The organism is Janthinobacterium breve, from assembly GCF_051380895.1.
Classification (GTDB): Bacteria; Pseudomonadota; Gammaproteobacteria; order Burkholderiales; family Burkholderiaceae_D; genus Janthinobacterium.
This window is the reverse complement of record NZ_JBNYXY010000005.1, coordinates 303,530-316,734: the sequence shown is the minus strand read 5'-3', so window position 1 is coordinate 316,734 and position 13,205 is coordinate 303,530. Positions and strand designations below refer to the sequence as shown.

At 59.7% G+C, this 13,205-nt stretch carries 13 protein-coding genes; all 13 read left to right on the top strand.

All coding sequences use genetic code 11. The features are described 5' to 3' along the window. The first annotated feature begins 4 nt into the window (after nucleotides 1-4). The 13 genes from nuoG (at nucleotide 5) to ispF (ending at nucleotide 13,052) form a co-directional block, all read left to right on the top strand. Nucleotides 5-2,338, top strand: coding sequence for an NADH-quinone oxidoreductase subunit NuoG (gene nuoG / locus ACQ4W0_RS11750; RefSeq protein WP_436576881.1), 2,334 nt, complete (start codon nucleotides 5-7; stop codon nucleotides 2,336-2,338). After that, on the top strand, nucleotides 2,338-3,420 hold the full coding sequence (gene nuoH, locus ACQ4W0_RS11745) for an NADH-quinone oxidoreductase subunit NuoH (protein WP_436576880.1): 1,083 nt from the start codon (nucleotides 2,338-2,340) through the stop codon (nucleotides 3,418-3,420). The genes nuoG and nuoH overlap by 1 nt, the downstream gene beginning before the upstream one ends. A gap of 14 nt (nucleotides 3,421-3,434) precedes the next feature. Beyond that, entirely contained in the window at nucleotides 3,435-3,923 is a 489-nt protein-coding gene (gene nuoI / locus ACQ4W0_RS11740) for an NADH-quinone oxidoreductase subunit NuoI (protein ID WP_096236664.1), read from the top strand. Between the two features lie 65 nt (nucleotides 3,924-3,988). Then, a complete protein-coding gene (locus ACQ4W0_RS11735; protein ID WP_076567084.1) occupies nucleotides 3,989-4,621 on the top strand; it encodes an NADH-quinone oxidoreductase subunit J in 633 nt (210 codons plus the stop codon). Continuing rightward, nucleotides 4,618-4,926: an NADH-quinone oxidoreductase subunit NuoK gene (gene nuoK, locus ACQ4W0_RS11730; RefSeq protein ID WP_010399724.1), complete on the top strand. Its 309-nt coding sequence runs from the start codon at nucleotides 4,618-4,620 to the stop codon at nucleotides 4,924-4,926. The genes ACQ4W0_RS11735 and nuoK overlap by 4 nt, the downstream gene beginning before the upstream one ends. A gap of 46 nt (nucleotides 4,927-4,972) precedes the next feature. Beyond that, nucleotides 4,973-7,081 (top strand): NADH-quinone oxidoreductase subunit L, encoded by a 2,109-nt coding sequence (gene nuoL / locus ACQ4W0_RS11725; RefSeq protein ID WP_436576879.1) that lies wholly within the window; start codon nucleotides 4,973-4,975, stop codon nucleotides 7,079-7,081. A 29-nt stretch (nucleotides 7,082-7,110) separates the two neighbouring features. Then, the gene (locus ACQ4W0_RS11720) at nucleotides 7,111-8,610 is read left to right on the top strand and encodes an NADH-quinone oxidoreductase subunit M (protein WP_436576878.1); all 1,500 of its coding nucleotides are present in this window, start codon (nucleotides 7,111-7,113) and stop codon (nucleotides 8,608-8,610) included. A gap of 16 nt (nucleotides 8,611-8,626) precedes the next feature. Next, a complete protein-coding gene (gene nuoN / locus ACQ4W0_RS11715; RefSeq protein ID WP_436576877.1) occupies nucleotides 8,627-10,129 on the top strand; it encodes an NADH-quinone oxidoreductase subunit NuoN in 1,503 nt (500 codons plus the stop codon). Nucleotides 10,130-10,132: 3 nt separating this feature from the next. Continuing rightward, nucleotides 10,133-10,462 (top strand): DUF2818 family protein, encoded by a 330-nt coding sequence (locus ACQ4W0_RS11710; RefSeq protein ID WP_436576876.1) that lies wholly within the window; start codon nucleotides 10,133-10,135, stop codon nucleotides 10,460-10,462. 59 nt (nucleotides 10,463-10,521) lie between these two features. Next, a complete protein-coding gene (locus ACQ4W0_RS11705; RefSeq protein ID WP_436576875.1) occupies nucleotides 10,522-11,079 on the top strand; it encodes an NUDIX domain-containing protein in 558 nt (185 codons plus the stop codon). An 8-nt stretch (nucleotides 11,080-11,087) separates the two neighbouring features. Continuing rightward, the gene (locus ACQ4W0_RS11700; RefSeq protein ID WP_436576874.1) at nucleotides 11,088-11,783 is read left to right on the top strand and encodes a hypothetical protein; all 696 of its coding nucleotides are present in this window, start codon (nucleotides 11,088-11,090) and stop codon (nucleotides 11,781-11,783) included. A gap of 20 nt (nucleotides 11,784-11,803) precedes the next feature. Continuing rightward, a complete protein-coding gene (ispD, locus tag ACQ4W0_RS11695; RefSeq protein ID WP_436576873.1) occupies nucleotides 11,804-12,535 on the top strand; it encodes a 2-C-methyl-D-erythritol 4-phosphate cytidylyltransferase in 732 nt (243 codons plus the stop codon). A 13-nt stretch (nucleotides 12,536-12,548) separates the two neighbouring features. Next, nucleotides 12,549-13,052 carry a 2-C-methyl-D-erythritol 2,4-cyclodiphosphate synthase gene (ispF, locus tag ACQ4W0_RS11690; RefSeq protein WP_436576872.1) on the top strand — a complete coding sequence of 168 codons (504 nt, stop codon included), beginning with the start codon at nucleotides 12,549-12,551 and terminating at the stop codon, nucleotides 13,050-13,052. Nucleotides 13,053-13,205: the final 153 nt, after the last annotated feature.

The following is a 13,205-nucleotide window of genomic DNA, read 5'->3' as shown; positions in this document are numbered from 1 at the left end:
CACCATGGTTGAAATCGAAATAGACGGCAAAAAAGTCGAAGTCCCTGCTGGTAGCATGGTGATGGACGCCGCCAACAAATTGGGAACCTACATTCCGCACTTCTGCTATCACAAGAAATTGTCGATCGCAGCGAACTGCCGCATGTGCCTGGTCGAAGTGGAAAAGGCGCCCAAGCCTTTGCCCGCTTGTGCGACCCCGGTCAGTGCCGGCATGATCGTGCGCTCCGCCAGCGATAAAGCTGTGCAGGCGCAAAAGTCGGTCATGGAATTCTTGCTGATTAACCACCCGCTCGATTGCCCTATCTGCGATCAGGGCGGCGAATGCCAGTTGCAAGACTTGGCTGTGGGCTACGGCAAGAGCGAATCGCGCTACAAGGAAGACAAGCGCGTCGTGCAGCCGAAGGAAGCCGGTCCGCTGGTTTCCATGCAGGAAATGTCGCGCTGCATCCAGTGCACCCGTTGCGTACGCTTTGGCCAGGAAGTGGCCGGCGTGATGGAGCTGGGCATGATCGGCCGCGGCGAACACTCGGAAATCGTGTCGTTTGTGGGCCAGACGGTCGACTCCGAACTGTCGGGCAACATGATCGACCTGTGCCCGGTCGGCGCACTGACCTCGAAGCCGTTCCGCTACAGCGCCCGTACGTGGGAACTGTCGCGCCGCAAATCGGTCAGCCCGCATGACGGCCTGGGCGCGAACCTGATCGTGCAAGTGAAAGCTGGCAAGGTCAAACGCGTATTGCCGCTGGAAAACGAAGCCGTCAACGAGTGCTGGATCTCGGACAAGGATCGTTTCTCGTACGAAGCGCTGGACAGTGCCGAGCGCCTGACTTCCCCGATGCTGAAACAAGGCAACGAGTGGAAAGAAGTCGATTGGCAAACGGCGCTGGAATACGTGGCGCACGGTTTGAAAAATATCAAGCACGAGCATGGCGCTGACGCCATCGCCGCGCTGGCAACGCCGCATTCGACCGTCGAAGAGCTGGTCCTGCTGCAAAAAGTCGCGCACGGTCTCGGTAGCGAGAACGTCGACTTCCGCCTGCGCCAGACCGACTTCGCGCTCGACGCAAGTGTGAAACCATGGCTGGGCATGCCGATCAACGAATTTGGCCAGATCAAGCGCGCCTTCGTCATCGGCTCGTTCCTGCGCAAGGATCACCCATTGCTGGCCACGCGTTTGCGCGCGTCCGTGAAGGGCGGCGCCAAGCTGTCGATCCTGCACGCCTCCGACGATGATCAATTGATCACCATCGCCAACAAGATGATTGTCGCGCCTAGCGATTGGCTGGCAGCCTTGTCGGAAGTGGTCGTCGCTGTTGCCAAAGCGAAAGAAATCGCCGCGCCAAACGGTTTTGAAGCGATTGTTGCTTCGGACGTGGCTGTCGCCATCGCCGCCAGCCTGATGGCTGGCGACCATGGCGCCGTGCTGCTGGGTAATGCGGCAACGCAACACCCGCAAGCGTCGCAACTGCATGCTGCCGCGCAATGGATCGCCGAACAGACGGGCGCCAAGCTCGGCTACCTGACGGAAGCGGCCAACACGGTTGGCGCGCACCTGGTCGCCAAGCCGCGCGCCAACGTGCAAGCTGCCTTTGCCGTGCCGAAGAAAGCCTACGTGCTGCTGCACGCCGAGCCGGAACTCGATGCCGCCAATCCACAAGCGGCCCGCGCCGCCCTGGATGGCGCCGATATGGTCGTGGCGATGTCGGCCTTCAAGCACGGCATGGATTACGCCGATGTCTTGCTGCCGATCGCCCCGTTCGCTGAAACCTCGGGCACCTTCGTCAACTGCGAAGGCCGCGCGCAAAGTTTCAACGGCACCGTGAAGCCGCTGGCCGAAACCCGTCCAGCCTGGAAAGTGCTGCGCGTCCTGGGCAACATCCTGGGCCTGGCCGGTTTCGACTACGACACCTCCGAAGCGATCCGCGACGAAGCGTTTGGTGCCGGCGTGACCGATCTGTCGGCACAGCTGAGCAACATCGCGAAAAATGCACCGGAAGCGGCATCGTACGCACCGGCGTCGCCGGCGCTGCAACGCATCGCCGACGTGCCGATCTACTTCGCCGACGCGCTGGTACGCCGCTCCGAACCGCTGCTGCGCACGGTCGATGGCGCCGCGCCGCAAGCGCACCTGTCCCTGGCGCTGGCTGAAAAGCTGGGCATCAAGGCGGGCGACAAGGTCAAAGTGGCGCAAGGCTCCGGCAGCGCCATCCTGGTGGCGGCAATCCATGCCGGCCTGCCGGCCAATGTGGTCAAAGTGTCGGCGGCGCATGCCTCGACGGCTAGCCTGGGCGGCATGTTCGGTGACATCACAGTTGAAACAGCAGAGGGGAAAATCTGATGGCTCTGCCTGAATTTGTAAACGTCATCAACAGCAGCGGCCAGAATTTGCTGGGCGGTACCTGGCCGTTCTTCTGGACCCTGATCAAGATCCTGTGCGTGCTCTTGCCGCTGATGGGCCTGGTTGCTTACGCCACCCTGTGGGAGCGCAAGCTGATCGGCTGGATCCAGATCCGCGTCGGCCCGAACCGCGTAGGTCCGCTGGGCTTGCTGCAGCCGATCGCCGATGCATTGAAACTCTTGTTCAAAGAGATCATCATCCCGGCCAAGGCCGCCAAGGGCCTGTTCGTGATCGGCCCGATCATGACCATCATGCCGGCCCTGGCCGCCTGGTCGGTCGTGCCGTTCGGCCCGCAAGCCGTGCTGGCCAACGTCAACGCGGGCTTGCTGCTGCTGCTGGCGATTACCTCGATGGAAGTCTACGGCATCATCATCGCCGGCTGGGCCTCGAACTCGAAGTACTCGTTCATGGGCGCCATGCGCGCTTCGGCACAGATGATTTCGTATGAAATCCCGATGGGCTTCGTGATGGTCATCGTGCTGATGGTGTCGGGCAGCCTGAACTTCATCGACATCGTTGGCGGCCAGCAAATCGGCTACTTCGCCGACAAGGGCGTGAACTTCATGTCGTGGAACTGGCTGCCGCTGCTGCCGATGTTCGTCATCTACCTGGTGTCGGGCCTGGCTGAGGCCAACCGTCACCCGTTCGACGTCGTCGAAGGCGAGTCGGAAATCGTTGCCGGCCACATGGTCGAGTACTCGGGCATGGCCTACGCCATGTTCATGCTGGCCGAGTACGCCAACATGATCCTGATCGGCGCGCTGGCTTCCATCATGTTCCTCGGTGGCTGGTCCGCACCGTTTGCTTTCCTTGAGTTCTGGGGTGGTTTCGGCGGCTTCTTCTGGCTGTTCGCCAAAACCTTCTTCATCGTGTCGGTGTTCATCTGGGTGCGCGGTACTTTCCCACGCTATCGTTATGACCAGATCATGCGCCTCGGCTGGAAAGTGTTTATCCCGTTGACGCTGGTCTACCTGGTCTTCGTCGCTGCCTGGATGCAGACATCCTGGAATATTTGGAAGTAAGAGAGTGCATACGAATGGATAAGGTAAAAGATTTCCTCAGCAGCCTGTTGTTGGGTGAGCTGATCAAGGGCATGGCGCTGACAGGCAAGTACATGTTTTCGCGCAAGATCACGGTGCAATTCCCGGAAGAGAAGACACCGATCTCGCCGCGTTTCCGTGGCTTGCACGCGCTGCGCCGCTACCCGAACGGCGAAGAACGTTGCATCGCCTGCAAACTGTGCGAAGCGGTTTGCCCGGCGATGGCCATCACGATCGAATCGGAACAGCGTGACGACGGCTCGCGCCGCACCACGCGTTACGATATTGACTTGACCAAGTGCATCTTCTGCGGTTTCTGCGAAGAGTCCTGCCCGGTCGATTCGATCGTCGAGACGCAAATCCTGGAATACCACGGCGAGAAACGCGGTGATTTGTATTACACGAAAGAGATGTTGCTGGCCGTGGGTGATCGTTATGAAAATGACATCGCCGCTGCGCGCGCCGCCGACGCACCTTATCGCTGATGGATGCGCCGCAGCCCCTGGCTGCGGCGCGCCCCTCGTTCATCTGTACGTCTATTGGGTTTTTTATGGACTTTAAAACAATTTTGTTTTACGCCTTCGCGCTGATTCTCATCATAGCGGCGACACGCGTCATCACGGCCCGTAATCCGGTCCACGCAGTACTGTTCCTGGTGCTGTCCTTCTTTTCCGCAGCGGGCATCTGGATGCTGCTGCAAGCTGAATTCCTGGCCATCGTGCTGGTATTGGTGTATGTCGGCGCCGTGATGGTGCTGTTCCTCTTCGTGGTCATGATGCTCGATATCAATATCGACCGCATGCGCGAAGGCTTCTGGGGCTACTTGCCTTTGTCGGTGACGGTGGGCGTGATCATCGTGCTGGAAATGGCCGCTGTCCTGTGGCACGGTTTCCGCAACTTTGCGCCTAGCATCGCTCCGGTGAACGTCAACTTGGGCGGCACCAAGGAACTGGGCCTGCTGATCTACACGAAATATGTGTTCGCCTTCGAGATCGCTGCCGTCGTGCTGCTGGTGGCCATCGTTGCCGCTGTTGCATTGACTTTGCGCAAACGCAAGGACACCAAGCATTTTGCTCCGGGCGATGCGGTACGCGTGAAGCGCAACGACCGCCTGAAGATCATCAAGATGGACGCGGTCGTCGAGCGTCCTGCGGCTGAGCCGGAAGTTAAGGAGGCACCATGACATTATCGCTCACACATTTTCTGGTCCTGGGCGCGATCCTGTTCGCAATCTCGATCGTCGGTATTTTCCTGAACCGCAAGAACATCATCGTATTGCTGATGGCAATCGAATTGATGCTGCTGGCGGTGAATATGAATTTCATCGCGTTCTCCCATTTCATGGGCGACGCGGCCGGTCAGATCTTCGTTTTCTTCATCCTGACGGTTGCCGCCGCTGAGTCGGCTATCGGTCTGGCTATTCTGGTGGTGATGTTCCGTAATCTGGATACCATCAACGTCGAAGACCTGGACAGCCTCAAAGGCTGATGTTTTTCAGACTCGATCTCTCGAATAATAACGATTAAGGTTCATCATGGCGGGGCAACTCCTCAACCCTAACCTCCTTCTTGCCGTACCGCTGGCGCCGCTGGCCGGTGCCGCGATTGCAGGTTTGCTTGGCACCCAGTTCCTGGGTAATTTGGTCGGACGCAAGACGTCGCATACCGCGACGATCCTGGGCGTACTGATTGCGTTCATCCTGTCCGTGCAGACATTGCTGGCAGTGATGGATGGCGCGACATTCAATGGCACGATCTATAACTGGATGACGATCGGCACCCTGAAGATGGAAGTGGGCTTCCAGATCGATTCGCTGTCGGCGATGATGATGTGCGTGGTCACCTTCGTCTCCCTGATGGTGCACATCTACACGATCGGTTATATGAAGGACGACGAAGGCTACAACCGCTTCTTCGCCTACATCTCGCTGTTCACGTTCTCGATGCTGATGCTGGTCATGGCCAACAACTTCCTGCAACTGTTCTTCGGTTGGGAAGCCGTGGGCCTGGTCTCTTACCTGCTGATCGGTTTCTGGTATCAGCGTCCGACGGCCATCGTGGCCAACATGAAGGCGTTCCTGGTCAACCGCGTGGGCGACTTCGGCTTCATCCTGGGCATCGGCCTGCTGTTGGCATTCGCCGGCACCATGAACTACCAGGAAGTATTTGCCAAGAAAGACGAACTGGCGCTGTTGAGCCTGCCAGGCACCGACTGGGCCCTGCTGACCGTTGCCTGCATCTGCCTGTTCATCGGCGCGATGGGCAAATCGGCGCAGTTCCCGCTGCACGTGTGGCTGCCTGACTCGATGGAAGGTCCTACCCCGATCTCGGCACTGATTCACGCCGCGACGATGGTGACGGCCGGTATCTTCATGGTCTCGCGCATGTCGCCGCTGTTCGAACTGTCCGACACGGCACTGTCCTTCATCCTGGTGATCGGTTCCATCACGGCGCTGTTCATGGGTTTCCTGGGCATTATCCAGAACGACATCAAGCGCGTCGTCGCTTACTCGACCCTGTCGCAACTGGGCTACATGACTGTCGCGCTGGGTTCGTCCGCGTACTCCGTGGCCGTGTTCCACCTGATGACGCACGCCTTCTTCAAGGCGCTGCTGTTCCTGGGCGCCGGCTCCGTCATCATCGGCATGCACCACGACCAGGATATCCGCAACATGGGTGGCCTGCGCAAATACATGCCGATCACCTGGATCACCTCCCTGGTCGGTTCGCTGGCCCTGATCGGCACGCCGCTGTTCTCCGGTTTCTACTCGAAAGACAGCATCATCGAAGCCGTCGAAGCAACGCACATCTGGGGCGCTGGCTTTGCCCAGTTCGCCGTGCTGGCTGGCGTGTTCGTCACTGCCTTCTACTCGTTCCGCATGTATTTCCTCGTCTTCCACGGCAAGGAACGTTTCGGCCAAGGTCACGCACATGATGCGCACGCTCACGACGACCATCATGCACCGAAAGCGGCCCATGGCGCGCACGGCGATGCGCATGACGACCATCATGAAGAAGAGGAAGACGACCACGCGCACCACGGTCTGGAACCTGGCCAGAAGCCGCATGAATCCCCATTCGTCGTGTGGTTCCCGCTGGTGATGCTGGCGATCCCGTCGCTGCTGATCGGTTACCTGACGATCGGCCCGATGCTGCATGGCGATTTCTTCAAGGGTGTGATCTTCGTCGGCGAAAACCATCCAGCAATGGAAGAGTTGTCGCATGAATTCCACGGCGCAATGGCGATGGCGATCCACGGCCTGTCGACGGCACCGTTCTGGCTGGCATTGTCCGGCGTGGTGGCAGCCTACTACTGCTACATGGTCAACCCGCGCGTGCCGGCCTGGTTCTTTGCCAAGTTCCACGCGATCCACACCCTGCTGGACAACAAGTACTACCTGGACAAGTTCAATGAAGTCGTGTTCGCCGGCGGTGCCCGTTTGCTGGGTAATGGCCTGTGGAACTTCGGTGACAAGAAGCTGATCGATGGCCTGCTGGTCAACGGTAGCGCCAAGGTCGTCGCCTGGCTGTCCTCGCTGTCGCGAGGCTTGCAGACCGGCTACATCTATCACTATGCATTCGTGATGATCTTGGGCGTGCTGGGCTTCCTGATCTATTTCCTGCCATTCTGGCCCGCTAAGTAAGCTGACCTGATAAAAGAATACTGAGAACCATGATGCAGTCTACGATTTCTACACTACCTCCTTACCTGAGTCTGTCGATCTGGGTGCCGATCATTTGCGGCGTCCTGGTCCTGGCTCTTGGCCGTGACAGCAAAGCGGGTTTTACCCGCTGGCTGTCGCTGGCTGGCGCCGTGCTCAGCATGCTGTGCACCTTGCCGCTGATCCAGCATTTCGACAACGCCGCACACGGCATGCAATTCGTCGAAAAAGCACCGTGGGTTGAAACTTTCAATATCTGGTACTCGCTGGGTATCGACGGCCTGTCGCTGTGGTTCATTCCACTGACGGCGTTCATCACGGTCATCGTCGTCATTTCCGCTTGGCAAGTGATCGAGAAGCGCATCGCCCAGTACATGGGCGCCTTCCTGATCCTGTCGGGCTTGATGATCGGCGTGTTCTGCGCGCTGGACGGCTTGCTGTTCTACTTCTTCTTTGAAGCAACCCTGATCCCTATGTTCATCATCATCGGTATCTGGGGCGGTTCGAACCGCGTGTACGCCTCGTTCAAGTTCTTCCTGTACACCTTCTTCGGTTCGTTGCTGACCCTGGTTGCCATCATTTACCTGCGCAATGTGACGGGTAGCTTCGACATCCTGGCCTGGCATGCATTCAAGCTGACGATGAACGAACAGATCTTCATCTTCCTGGCCTTCCTGATGGCGTTTGCCGTGAAAGTGCCGATGTTCCCTGTCCACACGTGGTTGCCGGACGTCCACGTGGAAGCGCCTACGGGCGGTTCCGCCGTGCTGGCCGCCATCATGCTGAAACTGGGCGCGTATGGTTTCCTGCGTTTTTCGCTGCCGATCACGCCGGACGCCAGCCACTACCTGTCGGGCTTCATGATCGCCTTGTCGCTGATCGCCGTCATCTACATCGGTCTGGTTGCCCTGGTGCAAACCGACATGAAAAAACTGGTCGCCTACTCGTCGATCGCGCACATGGGTTTTGTGACCCTGGGCTTCTTCATGTTCAACGACATCTCGGTGCAGGGCGGTATCGTGCAGATGGTGTCGCACGGTTTCATCTCCGGCGCGATGTTCCTGTGCATCGGCGTGCTGTATGACCGCATGCATACCCGCAACATCGCCGACTACGGCGGCGTCGTGAACCGCATGCCGAAATTTGCCGCCTTCTTCGTGCTGTTCTCGATGGCCAACTGCGGTTTGCCAGCGACTTCCGGCTTCGTCGGCGAGTTCATGGTGATCCTGGGCGCGGTGAAATACAACTTCTGGATTGGCTTGCTGGCTGCAACGGCACTGATCTGGGGCGCGGCTTACTCGCTGTGGATGGCCAAGCGCGTGGTGTTCGGCAAGATCAAGAACAAGCATGTGGCCGAACTGACCGACATCAACAAACGTGAATTCTTCATGCTTGCTGTGCTGGCCATCGCCGTGCTCGTGATGGGTCTGTACCCAGCCCCGTTCACCGACACGATGCAAACTTCGGTTGCCGACCTGCTGCAGCATGTCGCCATCAGCAAGTTGCCTTAAATAGAAGACCGATAACATGACTAATGCACCTAATCTGGTACCGCTGTACGCGGAAATCTTTCTGCTGATCGCCACGTCGGCGCTCTTGCTGATCGATATGTTCTTGCCTGCGGCGAAGCGTTCGATCACCTATGCGCTGGCCTTGCTGACCCTGGCAGGCTGCGCCTTGCTGACCGTGGGCGACTTCAATGCGGGCACCACCGTCTACACGTTCCACAATATGTTCGTGTCGGACCCGATGTCGCAGCTGTTGAAACTGTTCTCGTACGGCGCCGTGGCGCTGACCCTGATCTACTCGCGTGCCTATGCCACCGACCGCAACATGCTGTCGGGTAACCTGGGCGGCGAGTTCTACGTGCTGGCCCTGTTTGCACTGCTGGGCCAGATGATCATGATCTCGGCCAACAACTTCCTGATCATCTACCTGGGTCTGGAACTGATGTCGCTGTCGCTGTACGCGCTGATCGCCTTGCGCCGTGACAATGCCAAGGCCACGGAAGCGGCCATGAAATACTTCATCCTGGGCGCGCTGGCTTCCGGTTTCATGTTGTACGGTATCTCGATGCTGTACGGCGCGTCCGGCACGCTGGACCTGGGCGAACTGCGCGTGGCGCTGGAAAACGGCAAGACCAACGGCACCATCATGGTCTTCGGCCTGGTGTTCCTGGTAGCGGGCCTGGCCTTCAAACTGGGCGTCGTGCCATTCCACATGTGGGTGCCTGACGTGTATCAAGGTTCGCCGACGGCCGTGACCTTGCTGCTGGGCGGCGCGCCGAAACTGGCCGCGTTTGCCATCACCCTGCGTTTGCTGGGCGAGGGCTTGCTGCCGATGGCGCATGACTGGCAGCAAATGCTGCTGGTGCTGGCCGTGATGTCGCTGGCCATCGGTAACTTCACCGCTATCGCGCAAACCAATTTGAAGCGCATGCTGGCGTACTCGACCATCGCGCAAATGGGCTTCGTGCTGCTGGGCCTGCTGTCGGGCACCGTTGACGCACCGAACAACACCCTGAACGCGGCTGGCGCAGCCACCGCCTACGGCGCTTCGATGTACTACGTGATCACCTACGTGTTCACCACCCTGGGTACTTTTGGCGTGATCATGTTGTTGGCTCGTAATGGTTTCGAAGCAGAAGAACTGGCCGACTTCAAGGGCCTGGGCAAACGCAGCCCGATCTTCGCGCTGGTGATGACCTTGTTCATGTTCTCGCTGGCCGGCGTGCCGCCGCTGATGGGCTTCATGGCCAAGTATTCGGTGCTGGCTTCCGTGCTGGCCACGGGCCAGCTGTGGCTGACCATCGCCGCCGTGCTGTTCTCGCTGATCGGCGCCTTCTATTACCTGCGCGTCGTGAAAATGATGTGGTTCGACGAGCCGACGGACAGCAACGCGCTGGTCGTGCATGGCGACATGCGCGTCGTGCTGGCCTTGAACGGCGTGTTCGTCCTGGCGCTGGGTGTGATGCCTAACAGCATCCTGGCTGCCTGCGCGACCGCCATCACCAAGACTTTGGCGTCCTGACCGATGGATGTCACCGCCTCGAGCTGGCTGGTGATCGCCCTGGCCATCCTGGGCGCCAACCTGCCTTTCCTGAATGAGAAACTGTTTGCCGCCGTGCCCCTGAAAAAGGCGGCGCAGGCAGACGGGGACAAAGGCTGGCGCAAGCCGCTGGCACTGCGCCTGCTGGAGATGGTGATTCTGTACTTCATCGTCGGCGCCGTGGCGTTCGCGCTGGAAGCGCGCATCGGTAACGGTTTCCCGCAGACGTGGGAGTTTTATGCCATCACCGGATGTCTGTTTCTGGTGCTGGCTTTCCCGGGTTTCGTGTCTCGTTATCTCCGTAAACGCCGCTAGGCACCATCCTCCGAAAGCGGCGCCTCTGGCGCCGTTTTTTTATTGAACTAAGGAATTGCATGGATACGAATCTGATTGAAACCAAAGTCGACGGCGAGCTCGTCTACGAGGGCGGCTTCCTGCGCGTGCAGCGCGACCGTGTCACGCTGCCTGACGGCAAGATCACGGTGCGTGAATTCATCCTGCACCCGGGCGCCGTCGTCATCCTGCCGCTGCTCGACGATGGCACGGTGCTGATGGAACGCCAGTACCGCTATCCGCTGGACCGCGTGTTCATCGAATTCCCGGCTGGCAAGATCGATGCAGGAGAAGCGCATCTGGCCTGCGCCCAGCGCGAGTTGCTGGAAGAAACGGGCTACACGGCGAGCGACTGGCAATTCGTTTCCACCATCCATAACGCCATCGCCTATTCCGACGAGCACCTGGAACTGTTTTTGGCGCGCGGCCTCGTGGCCGGCGAGCGCCGCCTTGACGAGGGCGAGTTCCTGGAAACGTTTACGGCCACCGTGCCGCAGTTGCTCGACTGGGTCAAGGATGGCACCATTACGGATGTGAAAACGGTCATCGGCATCTTCTGGCTCGACAAGATTACCAGCGGCGTCTGGCAACCGGCTTGATCCTGCGCATGCGCACGGCTCTTTTCCTGCTGCTTGCCTGTGCCACCCTGGGTGTGCAGGCACAGCCGCGCACGCCGTTCCAGGTACGTTGCGAAGACACGATCAGCAAGACGGTGTCCGTGCTGACGGCACAGCAAAACGGCTACAGCATCGACACGCATCTGCCGTACAAGGCCCTGACCGTGATGAAGGGCATGGCGCGCGCGAATACCTGGGTGCTGGGATTGACCAAGACCGACTCGCGCGTGGCCATCGCGCTGGCCGGTCCCATGCTGCAAGACCCGGCCAGCGGCTACGAGTGCGTGGCGCCGCAAATTACCGTGACCCTCACGTATGCGCCCGTGGTGATCTATATCGGCCGCGAGTTCGCCCCCGGCAGCTGCGCGTATGATGAGATACTCGCGCACGAGCTGCGGCACATGAAAACCTATATGGAACACCTGCCGCGCGTGGAAAAGACTGTGCGTGCCGCGCTGGCCAAACGCTTCGAGGCGCGGCCCTTGTATGCGCCCAGCGGCACGGCGAAGGCGGCGCTGGCGCGCGAGATCGACACGGGCTGGTTGCCATACGTCAAGGCCGAAATGCGCAAGGTGGAAGTCTTGCAAGCGGCCATCGATTCGCCGCAGGAATATGCACGTCTGGGCAAGGCGTGCAAAGGCGAGATCCAGAACATCCTGTCGGGCAAGACAGCGCCCGCCAACTAGGCAATTAGATGAGGAATGGCATGACAGAAGCACCGAACACCGTCCGTTACTTTGCGCTGATCCCCGCCGCCGGCGTGGGCGCGCGCATGGAAGCGGGCAGTCCCAAGCAATACCTGCCCATCGCCGGCAAGCCCATGCTGCGCCACGCGCTCGAAGCCTTTCTCGCCAGCCCCCTGATCGCGCACACGTACATCGTGGTCAGCGCGGACGATGGCCAGATCGACGGCGTCGTGCCGGAGCAGGGCGCAGACCATGGCGTGACGGTGCTGCGCTGCGGCGGCGCCACGCGCATGGAAACGATATTGAACGCCTTGCAGGCATTGCACGGCAGCATCGCTGCGCACGACCAGGTGCTGGTGCACGACGCGGCGCGTCCCGGCCTGACACCGGCGCTGATCGGCAAGCTCATCACCGAGGTGGGCGCGCATCCGGCCGGCGGCTTGCTGGCCTTGCCCGTGGTCGATACCGTCAAGCGGGCCGGGGCGGGCAGCGTGTCGGCGCAGACGGTGCCGCGCGACGGTCTGTGGCTGGCGCAGACGCCGCAAATGTTCAACTATGCCTTGTTGCACCGGGCTTTGTCGCAAGCGCCCGACCCGCACGCCATCACGGACGACGCCAGCGCCGTCGAAGCTCTGGGCCTGGCGCCCAGGCTTGTCGAAGGCCACCCGCGCAACCTGAAGGTGACCCTGCCGCGCGACATACACACGGCCGAGCTGTATTTGTCCCACTCTTGGCCCATCCTTGAATCCTGAACAGAAAGACCGCATGACAACCACCACGACTCCCGTACTTCCTTTCCGCATCGGCCAGGGCTATGACTGCCACGCACTGGTGGAAAACCGCGACCTGATCATCGGCGGCGTGAAAATTCCCCATCACCTGGGCTTGCTTGGCCACTCTGACGCCGACGTGCTGCTGCACGCGATTACAGACGCCATCTTCGGCGCCGCCGCCCTGGGCGACATCGGCCGCCATTTCCCCGATACGGACGCGCAATTCAAGGGCGCCGATTCGCGCACCCTGCTGCGCGAAGCCGTGCGCCGCGTGCAAGCCACCGGTTATATCATCGGCAATATCGACGCCACCATCATCGCCCAGCGCCCGAAGATGGCGCCGCACATCGCCGCCATGTGCGCCAACGTGGCCGACGACCTGGGCGTGAGTTTGGGCCAGGTCAACATCAAGGCAAAGACGAATGAAAAGCTGGGCTACCTGGGCCGTGAAGAGGGCATCGCGGCCGAAGCCGTAGCCTTGCTGCTGCGCGCCTGAACGTAGCCGACAGCACCTTCTAAATGATTCCTGAAAATTAATATTTCCAAAGTGAAATTTGGTGAAAATTCAACGTTATTGTCATGATAATATTTGTCCGCTTTTTCGGACGCGACAAGACGTCACCTTATTTATAACCACGGGAAATATTAA